Below are 22,918 nucleotides of genomic sequence, written 5' to 3'. Positions count from 1 at the left end.
TTACAGACACTATGGCATCGCACCGGCATATTGCAACGCTGCGCTCTTGAGGCACGCAGCCTGTCGTCAGGCCGTCTTGTAAAAATAAAACAGGGTCAGGCCGAATCCAACAGTAATGATAAAGCGGCGCAGCCAGAGAGCAGGAATCTTGCGAGCGACGGATGCTCCCCAGTATCCACCGAGGGTTGCCGTGGCAAGCATGATCACCGTGTAGGGCCAGTCAACGGCGCCAGCAACGACAAACGTACATACCGTGACACTGTAGATGATCGCGGACAGCAGATTTTTGATCGCGTTGATTTCATGCACGTCATCGTGCCCCGCCATGGCAAGGCTGGCCAGCATGAGGATGCCCATCCCCGCGCCGAAAAAGCCGCCATATACCGATACAACCACCTGTCCTGCAAGCGACGACATGCTAGTGCCGGGCTTCTGAGCATTCCTGCCACGCAGCCAGACCGAGATCTTGCCAGAAAATGCGAACAGCACCGTGGCGAACAGCAGCAGCCAGGGGATCAGGCGCGAAAATGTCGCATCCTTCGTGGACAGAAGAAGCAGCCCGCCACCGACGCCACCGATAAAAGAGGCGACGCCCATCGGAACCAGATACTTCTTGTAGCGCGCCAGTTCCTTGCGATAGGCCCAGGCCCCGGAAAGGCTGGCGGGCCAGAGGGCTACAGAATTGCTTGCATTCGCAGTGACCGGAGGGACGCCCACTGCGAGCAGCGCGGGAAAGGAAAAGAAGGTTCCGCCGCCCGCGACTGAATTCATCGCGCCCGCGCAGAACGCCGCCATGCCAACCAATAGTACTTGCCACACGCCCATCATCCCTGCGTCCTGTTCTTTTGCACGTATTCCAGTAATGCCCACATGTCCGGCCCTGTACCATCCGGCACGACGCCCAATTCTTCAAAAGGCCCATTGGTCCGGTTGATCCAGTAGGTCCGGTATCCGAACCAGCTCGCACCGCAGATATCCCAGCCGTTGCTGGATACGAACAGGATGTTCTTTGGCGACACGCCGAACACATCCGGCCCGAGCTGATACGCCTCTGGTGCGGTCTTGAATTTTCTTACCGCGTCCACGGACAGAAGCTGGCTGAACAATCCCTGCATCCCAACGGCCGCGACGGCCGCTTCCAGCATTTGCGGATTGCCGTTGGAAAGAATGGCCAGCTTCATCCCCAGCGCCTGCAACTGCGACAGGACCTCCAGGTTTTCCGGGAAGGCTTCCAGCTTCGCGTACTGCCCCATCAGTTGGGTCTGCGCTTCCAGCGTCAACTCGACCCCGAGCTTCTTGCAGGCGAATACGAGCGCGTCCTGGGTGACCTCCCAGAAGGGCCTGTACATCGAGCACAGAGTGCGCAATTGCGCATACTCAATCTGCTTGCTGCGCCACAAGTCCGCAAGTTCGGCACCTCGAGAAGGAAACAGACGTTCGGCAAGAGTACGGATCGAATATACGTCGAACAGCGTGCCGTAAGCGTCAAAAGCAATGGCTTGCAAGTTCATCTCGATAACCGGGTTCTTGGCCGGGCTAGAATTTGCTTCTTGGACATGATCGGCAGTATATTCAATATAAATACGAATAAGCCGCAGGATTTCTCACTTCATTTTTTTATTTTAGTCACAGATAACACAAATCCGATCAAGCTTTGCCCGAAACCAAGACTTGCGCGTACACATTTTCGACGGCTCCACCTATGGATCAATTCAAGCAGATTTCCACATTCGTTGAGGTAGTTGCCAAAGGGAGCCTGTCGGCTGCCGCCCGGGCGGAAGGCATTGCGCCGGCCATGATGGGCCGAAGGCTGGATGCTCTGGAAGAACGGCTGGGCGTCAAGTTGCTGCAACGCACCACACGCAAGATTGCCCTGACCAATGAAGGCGCAGCTTTCCTTGAAGATTGCCAGCGCATCCTTGCCGAACTGCAGGAGGCAGAAACCGCCGTTTCCGAACGAAGCGCGAAAGCGAGCGGTCATTTGTCGATTTCCGCCCCGGCCGGTTTCGGCCGCCAGCATGTCGCACCTCTTCTCCCCTCCTTTCTTGCAGAGCACCGCGATGTCACGGTCTCCCTCAATTTGAGCGACCGGGTGGTGGACCTGATTGGCGAGGGGATCGATGTCGCCATCCGGATTGCCGCCCTGTCGGACTCCAATCTGGTCGGAATAAAGCTTGCGGACAACAAGCGCGTGGTAGTGGCCTCCCCTGCCTATATCAAGCGCCACGGGGCACCAAATTCTCTCGACGAATTGGCCAAGCACAATTGCCTGGCAATCAGCAGCGAAGGCAGCCAGCGCGGCTGGACGTTTCGCCAGAACGGCAAGAATGTGACGCTGAAAGTCAGCGGCAATATGGTTTGCAATGACGGCGCCGTGCTGCACGACTGGGCGCTTGCTGGCAAGGGACTGGCGTGGCGCTCGATATGGGAAGTGGGGACTGAAATCGAATCCGGGAAGCTAGTTACCGTTCTCGACGAATTCGCCGCCCCGGGCAACGATATCTATGCGGTTTTCGCCCAGCGTCGTCATCTGCCCCTTCGCATCCGGGCATTCGTCGACTTTCTGCGCCACGCGTATAGCAAGCCGGACTACTGGCGCAACAGGCAATAGAAAGAGCGGAAGCTGCAGCTTGGGGGACGCGCAATTTTTCCGGCGGACCTTTGCGCGAGGCACCACATTCTGGCCTTGATCCGTATCTAACTCGCACGCCGTGAAAAGCCAAGTTTTGGCTCATGCAGGAAAAACGCTACTCCCCCGAATCAATGATTTACACGAATTACAATTAGTGGCATTTTACGCATTGCAAACCGTTCAAGCCGAAGGAGCAGCATTGGGGTGACCAAAGGGAGTACGGTTTGCGCAAGTCATGAGCAATTCGATGCAAAATTTTCAGCAAGGGATGAATCTTTTTTCATCTTGAGCAAAATTTACTCATGACAAAATTTCGCGCCAGTATTTTTTTGGTGTTTGCAGGACTTTAATAACGATGTCTCGAGGAGAGAGCTATGTGGTCACAAGTATATGACCCGTTCAATAACGCCGTTTTGTCCACACTGGTGGCAGCAATTCCGGTGGTGGTGATGCTGGCAGCGCTGGCATTTTTTCATATCAAGGCGCATATCGCGGCGCTGCTCGGCCTGATCGCCGCGCTTGCAGTTGCGATCATCGGCTATTCGATGCCGGCTTCCATGGCATTTTCATCAGCCCTCCTGGGCGCAGCCAACGGATTGTTGCCGATCGGCTGGATCATTTTGAATGTCATCTTTCTCTACCAGCTCACTGAGCGGAAGGGTTACTTCAAAGTGCTTCAGGAAAGCATTACCGGCATCACCATGGACCGCCGCCTCCAGTTGCTGCTGGTTGCATTCTCGTTCGGCGCGTTTTTCGAAGGTGCCGGTGGTTTCGGCACGCCGGTGGCAGTAACCGGCGCCGCCCTGATCGGCCTAGGCTTTGCACCGCTCGCGGCTTCCGGTCTGTCGCTGATCGCCAACACGGCGCCGGTAGCTTACGGTGCGCTCGGCACGCCGATCATCGCCCTTGCCGGCGTGACCGGACTCGACATGCTGCAGTTGTCCGGCATGGTCGGCCGCCAGTTGCCCTTCTTCTCCATCCTCGTGCCGTTCTGGCTGATCTGGGCATTCTGCGGCTTCCGCGGCATGATCGCGATTTGGCCGGCGATTCTGGTGGCGGGCGCAACTTTCGCAATCCCGCAATACCTGATCTCCAATTTCCACGGTCCGTGGCTGGTGGACGTCGGCGCCGCCATTATTTCCATGGCATGCCTGACGCTCTTCCTCAAGGTATGGAAGCCTGCGCAAATCTGGACTTCCGCCGCGGGCAAATTCAGCGGCGCAGCTCCGGAATCCACGGCTGGCAGCCAGCTCCACAACTATCAGCGCGGTGAAGTGATCCGTGCATGGCTGCCATGGCTGATCCTGTCGGTGCTCGTGTTCATCTGGGGTATCCCTGAGTGGAAGAAATTCCTGGATGGCGTTTCCGTTCTCAAATTCGAGTGGGCCGGCCTGCACAAGATGGTGCAGAAGATGCCTCCTGTCGTGTCGAAAGCCACGCCTGAAGCAGCCGTCTATACGCTCAGCTGGCTGTCCGCCACCGGCTCCGGTATTCTGGTAGCCGCAGTCATCTCCGGCCTGATCATGGGCTACAAGGTGGGCGAACTGTTCAAGGTCTATTGGGACACGCTGAAGCTTCTGCGCTTTTCGCTGCTCACGATTGCCGCCATGCTGGCCTTGGGCTACACCACCCGCTATTCCGGCACTGACTCGACCTTGGGCCTGGCATTCGCCCACAGCGGTGTGCTCTATCCCTTCTTCGGAACGCTTCTCGGCTGGCTGGGTGTGGCTCTGACGGGTTCCGACACGGCTTCCAACGTGCTGTTCGGTGGCCTACAGCGTACTACTGCAGAGCAGATCGGTCTGAACCCAGTTCTGATGGCTGCCGCCAACTCCTCCGGTGGCGTGATGGGCAAAATGATCGATGCCCAATCGATCGTGGTAGCGTCGACCGCGACGAAATGGTACGGGCACGAAGGCGACATCCTGCGCTACGTGTTCTTCCATTCGATCGCCCTTGCCTGCCTGGTCGGTATCCTGGTGACCTTGCAAGCCTATGTTCCGCCCTTCACCTCGCTAGTGCATTAAACAAGCGCGGGATGCAAAATGAAAAGCGAGGCTCCGGCCTCGCTTTTTTTATTCCTTCGCTGTTTAATTCCATTCGGAAGGGCAAAAAAAAATCCCCGGCTCGCCGGGGATTTTTATCTTGCGAATCCAGCTTACAGCGGCTGGATGTTGGACGCTTGCTTGCCTTTCGGGCCAGTCGTCACTTCAAAGGAAACTCGCTGGTTTTCCTTCAGCGACTTGAAGCCGCTTGAATTGATCGCGGAGAAGTGTGCGAACAGATCTTCGCCACCCTCGTCCGGAGTGATGAAGCCAAAACCTTTTGCATCGTTGAACCACTTGACGGTACCTGTAGCCATTACATTTCCTATTTCAGTTAATTGGGCAATTGCCCGGATAGATCCTTTGAAGCAAGAAAGAAATGACAGACAGACACTGCACTACAACCTCAACTTCAACGGTTTTTCATTATAGCTCACCTAATCTGCAGGACCAATAAGAAAATCACTTCTAGAAAATCTGACGCCTCCCGCCCAAAGCCAGTCTGGCATGATTGGTGCATCTGGCATGGACTGACATTCTTTTTCAGACGCCATGCAAAGCCACACCGACCCCCATCCTGATCGCACACCCAACCAGGTTTTCGCAGCTCCCGAACACCATGCTGGGGGAACCACCTCTTCGGCTGCGGAATTTCGGCCACTCAAAGAAACCCTGACGGAAGTATTCGGATTCGAGCGCCTCCGTCCCGGACAGCGCGAAGTCATCGATAGCGTGCTGCAGGGCCACGATACGCTCGCCGTTATGCCCACCGGCGCGGGGAAATCCTTGTGCTACCAGTTGCCAGCACTGCACATCCCCGGGACAACGATTGTCGTATCGCCCCTCATCTCGCTGATGAAGGACCAGGCAGACAAGTTGCAGGATGCGGGCGTCGCCGCATCCGAGGTCAACAGCACGCTGACCGAGCGGGAAGAGGCAGCGACGATCGAGAGCATTGCGCAGGAAAAAAGCGATATTGTTTTCACGACGCCGGAACGCCTCTCCGACCCGGAATTCATCGAGACGATCAAGCAGAACAAGCTCGATCTTATCGTGATCGACGAAGCACATTGCATTTCCCAATGGGGACACGACTTCCGTCCGGCTTACCTCCAGCTCGGTGCGGCCATCAATGCGCTCGGACATCCGCCGGTACTAGCGCTGACGGCCACCGCCACCGAAAACGTCATTTCGGACATTCGCCAGCAGCTCGGCCTGCCAGAAATGCAGGTAATCAACACCGGCATCTATCGGCCGAATCTGCATTATCGGGTGATCCCTACCACCGGAGATGAAGAAAAGCTTGCCGAGACGATCCGGTTGGCCAAGCAGACCGACGGCCCCGGAATAATCTATGCGGCAACGGTAAAGGCGGTTGAGGAATTGCATGAGAGCCTGCAGGAGGCCGGCGTGAGTGTTGCCTGCTATCACGGACAATTGTCGGCGAAGGAGCGCATGCGCAATCAGGACATGTTCATGGCAGGAGCCTGCAGAGTGATGGTAGCAACGAATGCGTTCGGCATGGGCATCGACAAGCCAGACATACGCTTCGTGCTTCACCACCAGCTGCCGTCCAGTCTGGAAGCCTATTACCAGGAATCAGGGCGTGCCGGCCGCGATGGAGAAGCGTCTAACTGCACACTGCTGTACTACCCCAAGGACAAGCGGATACAACAATTTTTCCTGGCACGCCGATACCCGGCACCAGAGGACATCAATGAAGTCTACGCCGCGCTTCAGGCGCTTGCTGCCGAGAATCAACAAATTGAATTTGCGTCACTGCATGAGCAGGTTGCGGAAATGCCTCAAGGCAGGTTGAAGGTTGTACTCAAGCTACTGACGGATGGCGGACTGATCGAGCAGGATGAAGCGATGCACTATCGATTGCTCGACAAACACCCTGGCAAGCACGAGCTCGCGGAGCTGGCGCATGCCTACGAAAAGAAAGGCGAACACGATCGCGAGGCACTCGAACGGATGGTATTTTACGCGCAGACGGGATTCTGTCGCTGGAAGGTGCTGCTGGAATATTTTGGTGAGGAGGTCGACTGGGACCACTGCGGAAGCTGTGACAATTGCTTGCAGCCTCCGGAACAAAGCCTGCGACCTCTTTCGCAGCGGCAGCAGCCGGCGCCAATCCATCATCAAAAGGCAGAGCCGGCGCTCAGTGCCGGGAAGACGGTAAAAGTGCCGAAATTCGGCGAGGGCCGCATCGTATCCGTTGCCGGCGACAAAGTCACCATCGTCTTTCCGGACAGTCAGACGAAAACTTTTCTAAGCAGTTATGTGGATCTGGCATAAAGCCAATGTCAGTTGAATATGACATGACATGTGCTGTCGCACAGAAAACCTTACCCCGCTGCTCCCTTTCCTCCCCCTTTATTCCCGACACGATGGGGCGAGAGGAAAGTTGGTGGTCCAGTCCGGTTCGCCCTGTTCTTCCGAGCGCCTTCGGTTTTCTTTTTTTGTAAAAATTTGCTGCTTTTTTGGAACTGCCGATTTGATTACATCTCTTATAAGAATCACATCGTCATCGGATGTCGATCAATATCTGAATTGGCGTTTTAAGGCATTCTGCCTGCTTACGATAAGCGCTCTTTTTACTAATAATTTTCTTGAGAGGAACGAAGATGAAACATTCAGTTTTACTCGCAGCGCTGGTGGCGTCTCTTGCATTGAGCGCATGTGGTAAAAAAGATGAATCTCAAAGCGGCGCCAGCAGCAGCGCTCCGAGCTCAAGCCCCTCCACCAGTGGAACCGCAGGCAGCCCCAGCGGATCCAGCAGCAGCCCGGCTGGCAGCTCCAGCAGCTCCAGCCCGAGCAGCGCTGGCGGAGCAGGCGGTACCAGCAGCAGCGAATCCGGCAGCGGGGCTTCCGGCTCTGCTGGCAGCACAACCGGCGCAGGCACTGCGGGTTCAGGAGGCACCAGCGGCGCCGGTGGAACGGGCGGCACCAGCACCAGCACGCCGGGCGCAAGCGGTGCCGGTGGTTCCAGCGCCAGCGGCACTGGCGGCAGCGGGACCTCTGGCGGCACCAGCGGTAGCACTGGAAGCACCAGTACGCCTGGTACGGGCACAGGTGGCACCAGTGGCAGCTCCGGCAGCAAGTAACTTGCAGGCATGACCGGCGTTGGCAACCCGCTACGCCGGTCATTAACACATGGCGGGACAGGCTTTACGCCTGCGCCAAGTCAGGAAGCGGTGTGATCAGCATGGGCTGATTGCGCCGCTTTGTCATTGGCAGCGAACCCCAGAACACCGGCAACCTCCTCTCCTTGCGCTGCCACATCACTGACAGCCGCCGGAATCAGCCAAGAATGACGGGCTCAACGCGAAGCTCACCACTCATCAGCGGCTTGACCACGATCTTGTAGGTATCGACGTCGAAAGTTTGCCTGACGGGCCTCTTCAGCGTCCGCCTGCCCTTATTTTTATGGTCTATCGAGCCCAGGTAGAACCAGCGATCGATGACATGGGTCTGCCTCCAGCCTTCGCACTCTTCCACGATTCCCATCGGTCCCGCATAAGGCCACACCATGACCCGCATTTGCTCCAGTGCCGCCTTCAGTCGCCGGTGATGATCTTCCATGGATTCTTCGCCAACGCAGGCACCGAGACAACGTGATATCTGCCTCGAGAAGCATGCCCTCCCGCGGGACACGGTCTCAAGACCGGTCAAGGCGGGGCAGAGGCGCTCCTCTTCGACAATCGAACGCAGCTTTTCCTGCGCCGCCTTGCGCGTGGCGAATAACCCGTATAGCCCCTCTGTTCGCGCAAAATCATGATCGCGCGCGTAAATGATTTCCGGTGCGGCGTTCGGCGCGCCGTCTGGAAGGTGCAAGGTGCACATCTCGCGTGTGCGCCGCAGCTTCTTGTTGTGCAGTGGCTGCTGCTCCTTGATCAGTCGAGATTCCAGCAGCAACGCACCAATCTCGCCCGCCGTACGCTGGAATTCCACGTAGCGACTCTGCTGCAGCATGCGTGCCTCTTCCGGTGTCCGCAGGTGCGACAGCACGCGGCTGCGGATGTTGACACTCTTGCCAATGTAAAGCGGCCGATCAAGCTCATCCCGAAATATATAAATGCCCGGTTTTGATGGCAGCGCATCCAGGCTGACGCGATCGATGTGGTAGGGGTATTCGAATTCAGCGGCTGGATTGCGAGGAACGATCAGGCCAACCGAAGTGATGCGGGTTTGCATAAGGCGTGAAAATTTTCAAGGAATAGGGAGATGCGCCTGAACGGCCGCGATGCTGGCCTGTATCGCACACAGAGACAAAATCGGCAGTCACCATAGACCACAAGGAAAGATAAGAGCAGTCAAGGCTTAGATTAGTTTCAAGCACGCGGCACGGTTGATCGGAATCCGTCTGAACGACACCGTCAGAGCCACGCGAATAAAAAAAATCGCTGCATGCCGCAAGCATGCGAAGAGGATGGAGTGCTATGCACCTCCCTCGCCGCAGGCAAAGGCGCGAGCCACAGCTGGGTGGGTGGCGCCGGCTCAAAACATCTGGCAATTGTGACGGCATCCCGGAAGCGAGAAAACGAGCCTGCGACTGGATAGCGTGCGACGTGCATCGTCCCGGCCTGTGCCCACAAAGACAATGGCTGACAAGGCATTCAGGATTAATCGGTATATGGAAGAGGAATGGTGCCCGAGACCGGAATCGAACCGGTACGCCCCCTCTCGGGTAAGCGGCGGATTTTAAGTCCGCTGTGTCTACCAATTTCACCACTCGGGCACACCGCGAATTTTAGAGTATCGCAGGCATAAAAAAAGCGCACGAGGCGCTTTTTTTGGAATGCTGGAGGCGGGGGTCGGAATTGAACCGGCGTCTACGGCTTTGCAGGCCGCTGCATAACCACTTTGCTACCCCGCCATGGGTGCGTATTGTAAACACAAAATTGATATTGTGCTGAACACGCCGTGCTGCTCGTATTTCTACTCTCGCAGCGACCGGATCGGTAAAGAGAAAATTCGCATTTCCTCTTTTTTATTGGAGCGGGAAAAGAGTCTCGAACTCTCGACCTCAACCTTGGCAAGGTTGCGCTCTACCAACTGAGCTATTCCCGCAATGACCTTCTATTCTTATCGCCAGCAACCCCAACAGGAATACATCCTGAGGCGCATCCACACGATAAAAAAAGGAAGCTTCGCAAGCTTCCTTTATGGATTCCTGGAGCGGGAGAAGAGTCTCGAACTCTCGACCTCAACCTTGGCAAGGTTGCGCTCTACCAACTGAGCTACTCCCGCATCGACAACAGACGCGTATTATAGAGAAACGGCATTTTTTGTCAAGCATCTTTCTGCATGATTAAAGCAGGCGACCGCTATTTTCCTTCATGAGCGGCCACGCTTTGCGCAGGTAGTAAAACATCGACCACACCGTAAGTACCGCAGCGATACCCAGCAACCAGCTTCCCCAATAGCGGGTATTGATCACGCCAAATACCGTGCCGTTAAAGAGCAGCATGGGGATAGCGATCATTTGCGCGGTTGTCTTAATCTTCCCGAGCGAACTGACCGCCACCGACTTCGCCGCGCCAATCTGCGCCATCCATTCGCGCAAGGCTGAAATGGTTATTTCGCGCCCAATAATGATGAAGGCCACGACCGCGTTGACACGGTCGAATTCCACCAGGACCAGCAACGCTCCCGCCACCATCAACTTGTCTGCCACCGGGTCGAGGAAAGCTCCGAATGCTGAAGTCTCATTCCAGCGTCTGGCAAGAAAACCGTCGAACCAGTCAGTTACCGCAGCAATGATGAAAACCGCTGTCGACGCTCCCCCTTTTGCAACCGGGGACAACCATGCATCGGGCAGGTAGAACACTCCCACGACCAAAGGGATCAAGGCAACGCGTACCCAGGTAAGCAGAATCGGAATGTTGAATGGCATGGCTCAGCTTTAAAGGCGGTTTGGTCGGCATTATCTCGCGCAAATTGCCTTGAGTGCAATTGTGAACATCAGCCTCAGTCTTGAACCGCTCGAAGCGCAAATCCTCTCGCGGCACAAGCTTCAATGCAACTGTTTGTAGATCTCCTCGGCCAGTTGCCGTGAAATTCCTTCGACCGATGCCAGGTCTTCGACGCTTGCATCCATTACACCGCGCAGACCACCGAAACGGGACAGAAGTTTTTGGCGCCGCTTTGCGCCGATTCCTTCGATTTCTTCGAGTCGCGAAGTCTGGCGCGCCTTGGCTCTCTTGGCGCGCATGCCGGTAATGGCGAATCGGTGCGCCTCATCCCGTATCTGGGCAATCAGCATCAGGGCGGCCGACTCCTTTCCAAGCTCTTGCGGTGCGCGTCCATCGGCGAATACAAGTGTCTCCAACCCGACCTTGCGCCCTTTTCCCTTCGCCACACCCACGATCACGCCGATATCGAGTCCTAATTCATTGAACACCTGCCTTGCGATTTCAACCTGGCCCTTGCCGCCGTCAATCAGCACGATGTCCGGCATGATGCCTTCGCCGTTCGCCACCTTCTCGTAACGGCGCATGAGCACCTGGCGCATCGCTGCATAATCGTCGCCAGGCGTGATACCAGTGATATTGAACCGCCGGTACTCGCCGTTCTGCATTGCATGATGGTGAAAGACGACACAGGATGCCTGCGTGGCTTCGCCCTGGGTATGACTGATGTCAAAGCACTCGACGCGCAGCATGTCGATGTCACCGATATCGAGGCCCAGCACTTCCACCAGTGCCCGCGTGCGTGCCTGCTGCGATCCCCGCTCGGACAGGAGGCGCGCCAAGGCGATTTCCGCTCCCTTTTGCGCCATCTCAAGCCATTGCCGGCGCTGCCCCTGTGGCTGGAAAACCAGGTTGATGCGATGGCCGCATTGCTCCATCAGCGCCATCATCAATGCCGGTTCGTCGAATTCGATATTCAGGATGAGCGTGCCTGGCACGAATTTGTCGATGTAGTGCTGCGCCAGGAAGGCCTTCAGGACTTCTACCTCGATTGCTTCTTCACCGTCGCCCAGTGCGCTGTCCACTTGCGTCGGGAAATAGGCGCGATCGCCCAGATGGCGCCCGCCTCTTACCATCGCCAGGTTCACGCAGGCACGCCCGCCCTGCACCACCACTGCCAGGATGTCGATATCGGCATCGCCTACGGTCTCCATGCTCTGCTGATGCAGTACACGCGACAAGGCACTGATCTGGTTGCGCACGGCAGCGGCCTGCTCGAATTTCAGCTCACCCGCAAACGCATGCATCTTTTTCTCGAGATCCTGCAGCACTTCAGTCTGGCGTCCGCGCAAGAACTTCGCGGCATTCTCGACATCGATCGCGTAGTCTTCCTTGCTGATCGCATTCACGCACGGCGCGCTGCAACGGTGAATCTGGTGCAGAAGACAAGGCCTGGTACGGTTTGCGAACACAGTATCCTCGCAACTACGCAGCAGGAAAACCTTTTGCAGGATCTGCATTGACTCCTTCACCGCCCAGGCACTGGGAAACGGGCCGAAATACTGGTTCTTCTTATCGACGGAGCCCCGGTAGTAGGCAATGCGGGGATATTCCTGATTAGTGATCTTCAGGAAAGGATAAGACTTGTCGTCCCGGAAAAGAATATTGAAACGGGGGTGCAGAGTCTTGATCAGATTGTTTTCAAGCAGCAGCGCTTCTGCTTCGCTGCGAGTGACCGTCGTTTCAAGCCGCGCGATCCGTTCAACCATCATTGCGGTGCGCGGACTGGCAAGCGTCTTCTGAAAATAGCTGGACACTCGCTTTTTCAGGTCGCGCGCCTTGCCGACATACAGGAGATTGTTCTCCGCATCGAAATAGCGATACACCCCAGGCAGGTGCGGAAGCATGGCAACGGTTTCCAGAAGGGCAGCGCGCGGCTCGGGTACGACGGTATCAGACATTGCCGGATAAAAAACTCAGGTGGAGCTCAGTTCCTGCACAACCCGCTTTGCCACTAGATAACGTGGATCTTCCTGAAGCGCGTTCCAGGCAAGGGCCGGCGTTTGTGGAACGAGTGCCGCAATGCGCGCGGCAGATTCCCTAGTTTTGGCATTCGCCTGAATTTTCAAGCCCGCCAGCAATTGGTCAGCCTTATCCGGCGAATTGCAGATCAAGACCATGTCACAGCCTGCCGACAATGCAGCATTGGCGCCATCTATGACATCTCCTGCGACGCTTGCGCCCTCCATGCTCAGATCGTCGCTGAAGATCACACCTTCGAAGCCCATGTCCTGGCGCAGTATCGACAGCCATTTCTTTGAAAATCCGGCGGGGTGCTTGTCGACCATTGGGTAAATCACATGGGCCGGCATCACCGCAGACAAGCCGAGTCCGAGCCAGTCGTACGGTGCGGCATCCTCCGAGAGGATTGCGTTCAGGCTGCGCTCGTCTACCGGAATGTCGATGTGCGAATCCGCCTTGACAAAACCGTGCCCCGGGAAGTGCTTGCCGCAGTTGGCCATCCCGGCCAGCGCGAGGCCGTGATTCAGGCTCTTGGCCAGCATGGCCACTACGCGCGCGTCTCGGTGGAACGCGCGGTCGCCGATCACGCCGGACTCGCCATAATCAAGGTCGAGCACCGGCGTGAAGGCAAGATCGACGCCGCAGGCACGCAACTCCGCGGCAAGCACGAAACCGACTGCGGTCGCCGCTTTCGTCGCGCCCAGCACATCGGTATCCCACAATTCACCGAGCCTGCGCATCGCCGGCAACCTGGTGAAGCCGTCAGTCCTGAAACGCTGTACCCTTCCACCCTCGTGGTCTACCGCGATCAGTATTCCGGGGCGCAGGTCGTGAATCGCCTTGGTCAATTCGACGAGCTGGCTGCGGTTCTTGTAATTCCGCGCAAACAGAATCACGCCGCCGGTAAGCGGATGCTGAATACGCCGGATATCGTCCTGTGCCAGCTCCGTTCCAACCACGTCGAGCATGACCGGTCCCAATTTCATACCATCTGCTATTTTCATTTTTTCTCCACTATGACAAAGGCAACGGCATACTCCGCCTCGTCGGTGATCGAGACTTGCGCCGTCAACCCGTTTTGTTCCATGAATTCCTGTAAAGCCCCGCTGGCGACGACCACGGGTTTGCCGCTTGGTGCATTCAGCGTTTGCATTGCACGCCAGGTCATCGGCATGCGCATTCCCAGTCCGATTGCCTTGGAAAATGCCTCCTTGGCCGCAAACCGCGTTGCCAGAAAGCGGATTCCGCGCGCTTCCACCTTGGCCTTGCGACGCTGATATTTTTCGAATTCCTCGGGTCCGAGGACCTTCTCGGCAAAGCGGTCGCCATTGCGTGCGAGCGCTGCCTCGATGCGGGAAATCTTGATGATGTCGGTGCCGATGCCGTAAATCATTTCTTGTGGATGCCCAGTCGCGCGGCGACCATGATCGCCTTCATCTCGCGCACCGCATTCTGCCACCCCACGAATATGGCTTGCGCCACAATGGCATGACCGATATTGAGTTCGGCGATCTCGGGAATGGCGGCGATTGCCTGGACGTTCGTGTAATGCAATCCATGGCCGGCATTGACTTTCAACCCGCGCCTGATACCTTCGAGCACGCCGGCGTGCACCCGCTCCAGTTCTTTGGCCTGCTCCGCTTCCGTCACCGCATCGGCATAACGCCCGGTATGAATTTCAATGACAGGCGCGCCGATTTCTGCCGCCGCCTTGATTTGCTCAGGTTCGGCATCAATGAACAGGCTGACCCGGATTCCTTCCGCTTGCAGTTGCTTGACTGCCGCGTCAACCTGGGCGTAATGCTTGACGACGTCCAGTCCGCCTTCGGTCGTAACTTCTTCCCGGCGCTCCGGCACCAGGCATACATCATGCGGCTTGATTCTGCAGGCAAAGTCGATCATCTCGGTGGTCACCGCGGATTCGAGATTCATACGGGTGCGCAGCTGCGGTCGGATGGCCTCGACGTCGGCATCCTTGATATGCCTGCGGTCTTCCCGCAGATGCAGGGTAATGGCATCTGCGCCCGACTCTTCGGCAAGCAATGCCGCCTGCAGTGGATCAGGATAGGCCGTACCGCGCGCGTTGCGCACCGTGGCGACGTGATCGATGTTGACGCCTAGTTCGATGACTTGGGATTGCGGATGGAGAAGGCTCATGATGAAGATCGAAACTTATAACTGCATCAAATCTATCAGAATCTGGCGCGTGTTGAGCGGTGCCCCGCCTAGATAATGGCCGAGCAAAAAACGCATCAGGAATTTGCTCTGGGTTTGCGTGACGCTGTCCGAATAGTCTTCGGATTCCACGTCGAGCAGGGTCTTGCCGGATACCCGCGGCCAGGTATCCGCTGGAACCGCATGGCGTGGGCCGCGTTCGGGATCCACCACGTAAATCCGATTCATTTCCACCGTATTTCCGGTCGAGGTACATAGTGTCAGATTGCCGCCAACGCCGGTCTCCTTCAGCAGGGCTCGCTCGAACTTGCGCAAGACAATGGGCGCTGGCTCGTCATGCGCAAGCTGGTTCAGGGTCGAGACGTAATGATCGAACAGGGCCGGATGCGGATCATCGCGCGCCAGCAACCTGACGAGCAACTCGTTCAAGTAGAAGCCGCAGAGAAGCGCGGATTTTTCAAGAGGCAACAGCCCCCCTATCCATTCGGCCGATGTCAGGGTGCGCACTTCCGATTTCCCGGCCCAGCTTACGGACAGGGGCTGAAAAGTCTGCAATACCCCGCGCAGGCGAGAATGCGGCCGCTTTGCTCCTTTTGCAATCAGAGCCACGCGGCCGTAATCGCGCGAAAACAGATCAACGATAAGGCTGGTTTCCTTGTAGGGATAGCTGTGCAAGACAAAGCCAGGTTGGGCGGCTACGCGCGTCTCCTTTTCCGAAGGCTTGCTGCGCTTGGCTGTTTGCGGCACGGTTGACGCTGCAACTGGCACCCCTGCCTCCTCCCCTGTCGCCGAGGAGGCTTCGGCAAGGTAAGGCGGCAGTACTCCCGGCGCTTCGGCCGTTCGACCAAGGCTCTTGAGCAAAAGCGGAGATTCCTCGCTGCGTGTTTTCACATGCGGATCGACATCCATTAGGCACATGGCCTATTCATAGCCATAGGCGCGCAGCCCGGCTTCATTGTCCGCCCAACCGGATTTCACCTTGACCCATATTTCAAGATAAACCGGTCCGCCAAACAGCTTTTCCATATCGAGCCTGGCCTGGGTGGAAATTTCCTTGAGCTTTGCACCCTTCTGCCCGATCACCATTGCCTTGTGGCTATCACGGTCCACAAGAATGGCTGCAAATACTCGACGCAATCGCCCTTCTTCTTCGAACTTTTCAATTACGACCGTACTTTTGTAAGGCAGTTCTTCCCCGACGAAGCGGAACACCTTCTCCCGCACAATCTCGGCAGCAAGAAATTTCTCGCTGCGGTCAGTAATGTCGTCTTCGTCGAAAACAGGCGGATTGATCGGCAAATACTTGGAGATTTCATTTTCCAGTACATCCAGCTGAAACCGCTGCTTCGCAGACACAGGGACGATGGCGGCAAAGTTTCGCTGCGCTGCAACCTCTTGCAGGAAAGGAAGCATTGCCTTCTTGTCCTTGAATCGATCCGTCTTGTTGAGGACCAGAATGCAAGGCACATTTGTGGGAATCAGGTCGAGTATCTGCCTGTCAGCCGGACCGAAGGTGCCTGCTTCAATGGTGAACAGGATAACGTCGGCCGCCGTGAGCGTATTGGTAACCGTGCGATTAAGCGTCCGGTTGAGCGCATTTGAATGCCGGGTCTGAAAGCCGGGCGTATCGACATAGATGAATTGCGCATGCTCACGGGTCTGGATGCCGGTAATCCGATGGCGCGTTGTCTGCGCCTTGCGAGAAGTAATGCTGACCTTGGCGCCAATCAAGGCATTCATCAGGGTCGACTTGCCGACATTGGGTCGGCCAACGATCGCGATGTAGCCACATCGAAAGTCAGACTGCGCAACAGGAGTGGTCATGCGGATTTGGATTCGGAGGAAACAACGGGAATTCCCGCTTCTGTGGATGCGTCACTGCTCGCCTTCGCATCCGACTTCACATCAGTTTGCGGCAGCGGTGGCGTTACCGGATCCGCCACTCCGGTCTTTTCCTTGTCCTCGGACTGACCTTCTTGTTTTGCTGCATTCTTTGGGGCCACTCTTGCAGTCTTTCTGGCAGGAGCTTCCGGAGCCGGTGCATCCGACTGTATCGTTGCGATGCCCGCCAATTTCAGCTGCGAGGCACGGGGCCGGCTCTTGCGGACTGAGGATGAGTTCTTGGCAAAAGCATTTTGAACTGCTTCCAGGGCCAGTTTAGCGGCCGCCTGCTCGCCTGCGCGTCGACTGCCGCCAGTCCCAAACACCTGTATATCGAGCTTCGGCACAAGACATTCGATCTCGAACTGCTGGTTATGCGCGGCACCATGAGTTGCCACCACGTTATATTGCGGAAGCGCGATCTTCTTGCCTTGCAAATATTCCTGCAACAAGGTTTTCGCATCCTTGCCCAATGTTTTCGGGTCAACCGTATCGAGAATGGGAATATACAATGCGCGAATGACGTCACGCGCCGCATTGAAGCCGGCATCAAGGAAAATGGCGCCAAACAGGGCTTCCAGGGTATCCGCCAGAATGGAGGGTCGGCGGAATCCGCCTGACTTCAACTCTCCTTCCCCCAACCGCAAAAACTGGGAAAGCTCCAGGCGCTGCGCGATTTCGTACAAGGATTGCTGCTTCACCAGATTGGCCCGCAAGCGTGACAGGTCACCTTCGTCGATTGAGTTATAGCGCTCGAACAATAATGAAGCGACCACGCAATTCAGGACCGAGTCCCCAAGGAATTCAAGCCGTTCGTTATGCAAACTGCTATGGCTGCGGTGAGTCAAGGCCTGCTGCAGCAATGCAGCGTCCTTGAACGTATGGCCTAGCCTGTTTTGCAATAACATCAAATCCATTCGACTCGTCGCTTAATCCCGCTAATTCGACCGCCGCCGTTCATCGCACTTCCTGGGTGCTTGCTGCGTAATCGATGAGCAAGCTAACCGGCCCGAACAAGGCAACTTTTTTTGATACGCCACGCTCACTTCAATGCCACCAGATTCGCGTGTGATTTCCAGATCCTTGCCCGAGACTGACTCGATATAGCCAACTTCCGCTTGGCGGTCAAATGCTGTCCGTATTTCAGGTGCGCTTTGGCCCGTTGCCTTGGCCATTGCGATCGCCTTCTTGACTGCCGAATACTCAATCACTGTCGGCACCACTTTCATCCCCATCACTGCCAGCAGTGCAATGATTCCGATTACAAAAATAAAACCAACTAAGGAAAGCCCGCTTTGTCCACGCTTGTAGTTTGACTGCACTTTCATGCACCCGCTCCCTGAATATTATTGAAAACCGCCTATCCGCTTGGGATTACTGAGGTTCATCCAAATGAAAAATGCCTTTCCGACAATATTTTCGTCTGGAACAAAGCCCCAATACCGGCTATCAAGGCTGTTATCCCGATTATCTCCCATCATGAAGTAATGTCCAGCAGGGACGTTGCATGCAAACCCTTCAGTGTTGTAACTGCAAAGATCCCGATAGGGAAAGGTGGCATCCGGATTGGGAACGTAAGCTGGTGCACGATCATCATTCAGAATACGGTGGGATACCCCATTGAGTTTTTCCAGATATTGCTTCGAATAACTCAAATGCTCTTCATCCAGGTAGTCTGGCAGCGGCTCGTAAGAAACTTCCTTTCCATTTACTGTTAAGCGCTTGTTTTTATACACTATTTTGTCACCTGGAACACCAACGACGCGCTTAATGTAATCGAGCGACGGATCTTTCGGAAATTTGAAAACCATGACATCGCCCCGTTGAGGAACATTTATGTCGATGATTTTCTTGTTAATGATCGGTAAACGGACACCATAGGTAAACTTATTGACGAGGATTAAGTCGCCTACCATCAATGTCGGAACCATCGAACTTGAAGGGATCTTGAAAGGCTCGTACAGGAAGGAGCGCAGGAAAAACACCAGCGCGATGACCGGGAAAAAGCTGCCCGAGTACTCTATCCAGGTAGGTTGCTTTAGCAACTTGGCTTCCAGTGCCGCACGCCCGCTCTCGTCAGTCTTGATCCCGCTGCTGCGCAATTTTGCATTGCGGGCGTCGAATTCCGCCAGCGCCGCATTTGCCTTGAGTCGCCGCTGCTTGGACAGGTAAAACACATCCAGAAACCAGATGACGCCAGTTACGACCGTCAGAACAAACAGGATTAGCGCAAAATTCCCAAGGATTGCTTGCAGGCTCATTTTTCTTCCACTTGTAATATCGCCAGGAATGCTTCTTGCGGCACCTCAACCGAGCCGACTTGTTTCATTCGCTTCTTGCCGGCCTTTTGCTTTTCGAGCAGCTTGCGCTTACGAGTAATGTCACCGCCATAACATTTAGCCAGAACATTCTTCCGCATCGCCTTCACATTCTCGCGCGCAATAATGTTCGAGCCGATCGCGGCCTGAATGGCCACATCGAACATCTGGCGCGGAATCAGCTCCCGCATCTTCGCTGCCACCGCTCGGCCACGGAACTGGCTGCTGGCACGGTGCACGATAATGGCAAGCGCATCGACCTTGTCGCCGTTGATCAGCATGTCCACCTTGACCACGTCGGCCGCACGGTACTCCTTGAACTCGTAATCCATCGAGGCATAGCCACGCGATGTCGATTTGAGCTTGTCGAAGAAATCGAGCACGATCTCGGCCATCGGCATCTCATAGGTCAGCATCACCTGCTTGCCGTGGTACGTCATGTTGATCTGCACGCCGCGCTTCTGGGTACATAGCGTGATCACCGAGCCCACATATTCCTGCGGCATGTAGAGATTGACGGTAACGATAGGCTCGCGGATCTCTTCGATCTTGGAGGGCTCTGGCATCTTCGAAGGGTTGTCGACCATGACCACAGTGCCGTCACGCTGCACCACTTCATAGACCACGGTCGGCGCCGTGGTAATCAGGTCCATGTCAAATTCGCGTTCGAGCCGCTCCTGAACGATCTCCATGTGCAGCAAGCCGAGGAAGCCGCACCGGAAGCCAAAGCCGAGTGCCTGCGACACTTCCGGCTCATACTGCAAAGCTGCATCGTTCAGCTTCAGCTTTTCAAGGGAATCACGCAGCGCGTCGTACTGGTTCGCCTCCACTGGGAACAAACCTGCAAACACCTGCGGTTGCACTTCCTTGAAACCTGGCAGGGGCTGCGCTGCAGGCTTCGCCGCGGATGTGATGGTATCGCCTACTTTGGCGGCCTTCAATTCCTTGATGCCAGCGATGACGAAGCCGACCTGTCCTGCAGACAGGGATTCACGTGACTGCGATTTAGGCGTGAACACACCCACATTTTCAGTGAGATATTGAGCGCCGGTCGCCATCAGCAGAATCTTGTCCTTGGGGTGCAAGGTACCGTTGACGATACGGACCAGCATGACAACACCAACATAATTGTCGAACCAGGAGTCTATGATCAAGGCCTGCAACGGCGCATCCGGATCACCTTTGGGCGGCGGCACCTTCATGATCAGCGCTTCGAGCACATCTTCGACGCCCAAACCGGTCTTGGCCGAGCAGCGCACGGCATCCGATGCATCGATACCGATAACGTCCTCAATTTCCTTGCTCGCATTCTCCGGGTCGGCTGAAGGCAGGTCGATCTTGTTCAGCACCGGGACCACTTCGACACCGAGATCAAGAGCGGTATAGCAATTTGCCACTGTCTGAGCCTCCACGCCCTGAGATGCATCGACTACCAGCAGAGCACCTTCGCACGCGGAGAGCGAACGGCTTACCTCGTAACTGAAGTCTACGTGGCCGGGCGTATCGATCAGGTTCAGGTTGTAGATCTTGCCGTCACGTGCCTTGTATGACAGAGCTGCCGTCTGCGCCTTGATGGTGATGCCGCGCTCACGCTCCAGTTCCATCGAATCCAGCACCTGGGCCTCCATCTCACGATCAGACAGACCGCCGCAAAGCTGGATGATCCTGTCTGCCAAGGTGGATTTGCCGTGGTCGATATGGGCAATGATGGAAAAATTGCGAATGTTATCCATTAACTAAATGCAAGATTACAAAAAAGGCGCCCAGAACGGGGGCGTTTGCCCCTAGCGAGCGCCTTTCGGATAAGGTTGTCCAACCACGCATTTTACCGGATTTCAAGGAGGAAAAGCCGTATTGTGGGTCGCATGAACGTGCCGCTCCCGAAGATGGCCGTCAGGCAGCTAGATGGTGGCAGGTTATTGAACGGATGCAAGAGGCACGAATTTACGGAAGTCCTTGGCTGCGTCAGTCCAAATAGCAGAGTTTCCAGTTTCTGGAATGAAGAGTTTAGTCCTCAATGCAACAGACATCGGAAGGCGATCAAGATTCAGCCATTCGTCAGGAAAGCCTTTACCTTGGGCTCATCCAGGAAGTAATGGCATAACCTGACGGAGGCCGCGCCATCGCGGCTTCCGAACAGGACAGGAACCTGATCGTCATATAAGGCAAGGAGCGCCTCATCGCTGTCCACATCCACCACTTCGACCGTGAATGAATATTCCGGGCTCAAAGCCTGCAAGGCCTCCAGCAATTCATCGCATAAATGACAATAGGAGCGGGAATAAAGCGTGAAATGGACCATGGCACTGAAACCTGTTACGAGAAACATGCCCCTAGAGGCGGCTGAAGCAATTCTCATTGATGCAGGCCAACAAAATCCTTGCCCTAGGAAACAAAAAGGCTGCGAGGCAGTTCGCCCCGCAGCCTGTCATCATCAATGAGCCTATTTATTGCCCATTCGGTTTTATCGGAACGAACTGGGAGGCATCACCACGGCGCACCAGAATAACAGCTGATTTCTTGGGCTCAAGCTTGGAAACCAGCGCGTTGAATTGCTTCGCATTGGTGATGTCCGTGTTATTCAGGCGAAGAATCACATCACCCGCACGCAACCCTACCCTCGCAGCAGGCCCTTCTGCCGCCTCGACGATTACGCCGCCTTCCAGTCGCAGTTCCCGCTTCTGGGCCTCGGATAAATCGCTGACCACTAAGCCGAGCGCATTAGCTGCTTGCTCCTTGGGTTTCTTTTCATCCTGTTTCGCGACTTTTTCCGGCTCGAGTTCGGTAACGGTCAATGGAATTTCGCGGTTTGCACCTTTGCGCCACACGGTTACGCCGACGCGCGTACCCGGTTTGGTAGCACCTACCAGGCGCGGCAAATCCGTTGACTTTTCGATATTTGCGCCGTTGAACTTCAGGATAATGTCTCCCGCTTCAACGCCCGCCTTTTCAGCAGGTCCGCCTGGCTCCACCCGCTGCACCAGCGCCCCCTGCGCCCTAGGCATGCCAAGCGTTTCAGCAACCTCACGAGTGACCTCTCCGATCTGCACACCAATACGCCCGCGGGTAACCTTGCCGGTAGTGCGCAGCTGATCCGCGACCCGTACGGCTTCATCGATGGGCACTGCAAAGGAAATGCCCATGTAGCCGCCAGAACGGCTGTAAATTTGGGAATTGATGCCGATTACTTCGCCACGCATGTTGATGAGCGGGCCGCCCGAATTTCCTGGATTCACCGCGACATCAGTCTGGATGAGCGGGAGATATTCTCCCGTATCCCGAGCCTTGGCCGAAATGATTCCCGCAGTGACAGTATTCTCGAGGCCAAACGGTGAGCCGATGGCGATGACCCATTCGCCGACCCTCAACTTGCTGGGGTCACCAATTGTCAGACGCGGCAAATTATTCCCATCGATTTTCACGACCGCCACGTCGGTGCGCTTGTCCACGCCAATGATCTTTGCCTTGAATTCGCGTTTGTCCGTTAGCGTGACATAGACTTCATCTGCTCCCTCCACCACGTGTGCATTGGTCAACACGTAGCCGTCGCCGGAGATGATGAATCCCGACCCGACACCGCGCGGGACTTCCTCTTCCTGCTGCGGGGCCGGCTTCCGGCCGCGCGGAGCACGATCGGGCTGCTGCTGTCTAGGGATCGGGATCCCAAAAAAGCGGCGAAAGAATTCCTGCATTTCCTCATCTTCGCCGTTCAGCCCCCCCTGTCCTGGCTTGACGCGCTCCGTGGTCCTGATGTTGACGACGGCGGGCCCAGTCTTTTCGGCGAGATCGGCAAAATCCGGAAGCACTTGAGCGGCAACAGCTGTTGCGGCGACAGCGGACGGCAAGGGCATCAGCAAAGCTCCTGCCGTGCTGAGCAACAAGGCGAATAGCGTGGTTCGCATACTGCGGACTTTCATAACATCCCTT

Annotated in this window: 21 protein-coding genes and 4 tRNA genes; 3 read left to right on the top strand and 22 right to left on the bottom strand. The window is 56.0% G+C overall.

Going from position 1 to position 22,918, the window contains the following annotated elements; genetic code table 11:
• Positions 1-66: 66 nt before the first annotated feature.
• On the bottom strand, positions 67-828 hold the full coding sequence (locus HGHM_RS07480) for a sulfite exporter TauE/SafE family protein (RefSeq protein ID WP_026075796.1): 762 nt from the start codon (positions 826-828) through the stop codon (positions 67-69).
• Positions 825-1,511 (bottom strand): haloacid dehalogenase type II, encoded by a 687-nt coding sequence (locus HGHM_RS07475; RefSeq protein WP_019140898.1) that lies wholly within the window; start codon positions 1,509-1,511, stop codon positions 825-827. The genes HGHM_RS07480 and HGHM_RS07475 overlap by 4 nt, the downstream gene beginning before the upstream one ends.
• A gap of 191 nt (positions 1,512-1,702) precedes the next feature.
• Here HGHM_RS07475 and HGHM_RS07470 point away from each other — a divergent pair, with 191 nt between their 5' ends.
• Positions 1,703-2,611, top strand: coding sequence for a LysR family transcriptional regulator (locus HGHM_RS07470; RefSeq protein ID WP_019140897.1), 909 nt, complete (start codon positions 1,703-1,705; stop codon positions 2,609-2,611).
• A 395-nt stretch (positions 2,612-3,006) separates the two neighbouring features.
• Positions 3,007-4,659, top strand: coding sequence for an L-lactate permease (locus HGHM_RS07465; protein WP_019140896.1), 1,653 nt, complete (start codon positions 3,007-3,009; stop codon positions 4,657-4,659).
• Between the two features lie 131 nt (positions 4,660-4,790).
• Here the strand turns inward: HGHM_RS07465 and HGHM_RS07460 are convergent, their stop codons facing one another.
• Entirely contained in the window at positions 4,791-4,994 is a 204-nt protein-coding gene (locus HGHM_RS07460) for a cold-shock protein (RefSeq protein WP_019140895.1), read from the bottom strand.
• Positions 4,995-5,229: 235 nt separating this feature from the next.
• Here HGHM_RS07460 and HGHM_RS07455 point away from each other — a divergent pair, with 235 nt between their 5' ends.
• Positions 5,230-6,978 (top strand): RecQ family ATP-dependent DNA helicase, encoded by a 1,749-nt coding sequence (locus tag HGHM_RS07455; RefSeq protein WP_019140894.1) that lies wholly within the window; start codon positions 5,230-5,232, stop codon positions 6,976-6,978.
• A gap of 403 nt (positions 6,979-7,381) precedes the next feature.
• Here the strand turns inward: HGHM_RS07455 and HGHM_RS22240 are convergent, their stop codons facing one another.
• The 19 genes from HGHM_RS22240 to HGHM_RS07360 all read right to left on the bottom strand — a co-directional run bounded on the left by HGHM_RS22240 (position 7,382) and on the right by HGHM_RS07360 (position 22,908).
• Positions 7,382-7,798, bottom strand: a complete 417-nt coding sequence (locus tag HGHM_RS22240; protein ID WP_019140893.1) for a hypothetical protein — start codon at positions 7,796-7,798, stop codon at positions 7,382-7,384.
• Between the two features lie 185 nt (positions 7,799-7,983).
• Positions 7,984-8,877: a hypothetical protein gene (locus tag HGHM_RS07445; protein ID WP_019140892.1), complete on the bottom strand. Its 894-nt coding sequence runs from the start codon at positions 8,875-8,877 to the stop codon at positions 7,984-7,986.
• Positions 8,878-9,328: 451 nt separating this feature from the next.
• Positions 9,329-9,421 (bottom strand) — tRNA-Leu (locus HGHM_RS07440).
• Positions 9,422-9,485: 64 nt separating this feature from the next.
• Positions 9,486-9,559, bottom strand: a tRNA-Cys gene (locus HGHM_RS07435).
• Positions 9,560-9,677: 118 nt separating this feature from the next.
• A tRNA-Gly gene (locus HGHM_RS07430) sits at positions 9,678-9,753 on the bottom strand.
• Positions 9,754-9,857: 104 nt separating this feature from the next.
• Positions 9,858-9,933: transfer RNA gene (locus HGHM_RS07425), tRNA-Gly, on the bottom strand.
• A 61-nt stretch (positions 9,934-9,994) separates the two neighbouring features.
• A complete protein-coding gene (pgsA, locus tag HGHM_RS07420) occupies positions 9,995-10,579 on the bottom strand; it encodes a CDP-diacylglycerol--glycerol-3-phosphate 3-phosphatidyltransferase (RefSeq protein WP_019140891.1) in 585 nt (194 codons plus the stop codon).
• A 120-nt stretch (positions 10,580-10,699) separates the two neighbouring features.
• Complete coding sequence (uvrC, locus tag HGHM_RS07415) at positions 10,700-12,556, bottom strand: excinuclease ABC subunit UvrC (protein ID WP_019140890.1); 1,857 nt, start codon at positions 12,554-12,556, stop codon at positions 10,700-10,702.
• Positions 12,557-12,571: 15 nt separating this feature from the next.
• Positions 12,572-13,603, bottom strand: a complete 1,032-nt coding sequence (gene nagZ / locus HGHM_RS07410) for a beta-N-acetylhexosaminidase (RefSeq protein WP_019140889.1) — start codon at positions 13,601-13,603, stop codon at positions 12,572-12,574.
• Between the two features lie 14 nt (positions 13,604-13,617).
• Entirely contained in the window at positions 13,618-14,010 is a 393-nt protein-coding gene (gene acpS / locus HGHM_RS07405) for a holo-ACP synthase (protein WP_019140888.1), read from the bottom strand.
• Positions 14,007-14,774 carry a pyridoxine 5'-phosphate synthase gene (pdxJ, locus tag HGHM_RS07400; protein ID WP_019140887.1) on the bottom strand — a complete coding sequence of 256 codons (768 nt, stop codon included), beginning with the start codon at positions 14,772-14,774 and terminating at the stop codon, positions 14,007-14,009. Before pdxJ ends, acpS begins: the two co-directional genes overlap by 4 nt.
• Positions 14,775-14,789: 15 nt before the next feature.
• Complete coding sequence (gene recO, locus HGHM_RS07395) at positions 14,790-15,701, bottom strand: DNA repair protein RecO (protein ID WP_019140886.1); 912 nt, start codon at positions 15,699-15,701, stop codon at positions 14,790-14,792.
• A gap of 12 nt (positions 15,702-15,713) precedes the next feature.
• On the bottom strand, positions 15,714-16,616 hold the full coding sequence (era, locus tag HGHM_RS07390; RefSeq protein ID WP_019140885.1) for a GTPase Era: 903 nt from the start codon (positions 16,614-16,616) through the stop codon (positions 15,714-15,716).
• Positions 16,613-17,590: a ribonuclease III gene (gene rnc, locus HGHM_RS07385; protein ID WP_026075793.1), complete on the bottom strand. Its 978-nt coding sequence runs from the start codon at positions 17,588-17,590 to the stop codon at positions 16,613-16,615. The genes era and rnc overlap by 4 nt, the downstream gene beginning before the upstream one ends.
• A gap of 21 nt (positions 17,591-17,611) precedes the next feature.
• On the bottom strand, positions 17,612-18,001 hold the full coding sequence (locus tag HGHM_RS20945) for a DUF4845 domain-containing protein (protein WP_245549177.1): 390 nt from the start codon (positions 17,999-18,001) through the stop codon (positions 17,612-17,614).
• An 18-nt stretch (positions 18,002-18,019) separates the two neighbouring features.
• Positions 18,020-18,934 carry a signal peptidase I gene (gene lepB / locus HGHM_RS07375; RefSeq protein WP_019140883.1) on the bottom strand — a complete coding sequence of 305 codons (915 nt, stop codon included), beginning with the start codon at positions 18,932-18,934 and terminating at the stop codon, positions 18,020-18,022.
• Complete coding sequence (gene lepA, locus HGHM_RS07370) at positions 18,931-20,724, bottom strand: translation elongation factor 4 (RefSeq protein ID WP_019140882.1); 1,794 nt, start codon at positions 20,722-20,724, stop codon at positions 18,931-18,933. Before lepA ends, lepB begins: the two co-directional genes overlap by 4 nt.
• 314 nt (positions 20,725-21,038) lie before the next feature.
• The gene (locus HGHM_RS07365; RefSeq protein ID WP_019140881.1) at positions 21,039-21,320 is read right to left on the bottom strand and encodes a glutaredoxin family protein; all 282 of its coding nucleotides are present in this window, start codon (positions 21,318-21,320) and stop codon (positions 21,039-21,041) included.
• Positions 21,321-21,438: 118 nt separating this feature from the next.
• Entirely contained in the window at positions 21,439-22,908 is a 1,470-nt protein-coding gene (locus HGHM_RS07360; protein WP_026075792.1) for a DegQ family serine endoprotease, read from the bottom strand.
• Positions 22,909-22,918: the final 10 nt, after the last annotated feature.

Origin of the sequence: Noviherbaspirillum massiliense JC206 (genome assembly GCF_000312045.1) — a bacterium.
Taxonomy (GTDB): domain Bacteria; phylum Pseudomonadota; class Gammaproteobacteria; order Burkholderiales; family Burkholderiaceae_D; genus Noviherbaspirillum; species Noviherbaspirillum massiliense.
This window is presented reverse-complemented; position numbering and strand designations above follow the sequence as displayed.

Bases quoted from the DNA above. Each gene is read 5' to 3' on its own strand.
- uvrC (WP_019140890.1), bottom strand. From the start codon at position 12,556: ATGTCTGATACCGTCGTACCCGAGCCGCGCGCTGCCCTTCTGGAAACC.
- recO (WP_019140886.1), bottom strand. From the start codon at position 15,701: ATGGATGTCGATCCGCATGTGAAAACACGCAGCGAGGAATCTCCGCTT.
- HGHM_RS22240 (WP_019140893.1), bottom strand. From the start codon at position 7,798: ATGCCTGCAAGTTACTTGCTGCCGGAGCTGCCACTGGTGCCACCTGTG.
- HGHM_RS07460 (WP_019140895.1), bottom strand. From the start codon at position 4,994: ATGGCTACAGGTACCGTCAAGTGGTTCAACGATGCAAAAGGTTTTGGC.
- HGHM_RS07455 (WP_019140894.1), top strand. From the start codon at position 5,230: ATGCAAAGCCACACCGACCCCCATCCTGATCGCACACCCAACCAGGTT.
- HGHM_RS07445 (WP_019140892.1), bottom strand. From the start codon at position 8,877: ATGCAAACCCGCATCACTTCGGTTGGCCTGATCGTTCCTCGCAATCCA.
- lepA (WP_019140882.1), bottom strand. From the start codon at position 20,724: ATGGATAACATTCGCAATTTTTCCATCATTGCCCATATCGACCACGGC.
- pgsA (WP_019140891.1), bottom strand. From the start codon at position 10,579: ATGCCATTCAACATTCCGATTCTGCTTACCTGGGTACGCGTTGCCTTG.
- HGHM_RS20945 (WP_245549177.1), bottom strand. From the start codon at position 18,001: ATGAAAGTGCAGTCAAACTACAAGCGTGGACAAAGCGGGCTTTCCTTA.
- nagZ (WP_019140889.1), bottom strand. From the start codon at position 13,603: ATGAAATTGGGACCGGTCATGCTCGACGTGGTTGGAACGGAGCTGGCA.
- era (WP_019140885.1), bottom strand. From the start codon at position 16,616: ATGACCACTCCTGTTGCGCAGTCTGACTTTCGATGTGGCTACATCGCG.
- rnc (WP_026075793.1), bottom strand. From the start codon at position 17,590: ATGGATTTGATGTTATTGCAAAACAGGCTAGGCCATACGTTCAAGGAC.
- lepB (WP_019140883.1), bottom strand. From the start codon at position 18,934: ATGAGCCTGCAAGCAATCCTTGGGAATTTTGCGCTAATCCTGTTTGTT.
- HGHM_RS07465 (WP_019140896.1), top strand. From the start codon at position 3,007: ATGTGGTCACAAGTATATGACCCGTTCAATAACGCCGTTTTGTCCACA.
- pdxJ (WP_019140887.1), bottom strand. From the start codon at position 14,774: ATGAGCCTTCTCCATCCGCAATCCCAAGTCATCGAACTAGGCGTCAAC.
- HGHM_RS07480 (WP_026075796.1), bottom strand. From the start codon at position 828: ATGATGGGCGTGTGGCAAGTACTATTGGTTGGCATGGCGGCGTTCTGC.
- HGHM_RS07470 (WP_019140897.1), top strand. From the start codon at position 1,703: ATGGATCAATTCAAGCAGATTTCCACATTCGTTGAGGTAGTTGCCAAA.
- HGHM_RS07365 (WP_019140881.1), bottom strand. From the start codon at position 21,320: ATGTTTCTCGTAACAGGTTTCAGTGCCATGGTCCATTTCACGCTTTAT.
- HGHM_RS07360 (WP_026075792.1), bottom strand. From the start codon at position 22,908: ATGAAAGTCCGCAGTATGCGAACCACGCTATTCGCCTTGTTGCTCAGC.
- HGHM_RS07475 (WP_019140898.1), bottom strand. From the start codon at position 1,511: ATGAACTTGCAAGCCATTGCTTTTGACGCTTACGGCACGCTGTTCGAC.
- acpS (WP_019140888.1), bottom strand. From the start codon at position 14,010: ATGATTTACGGCATCGGCACCGACATCATCAAGATTTCCCGCATCGAG.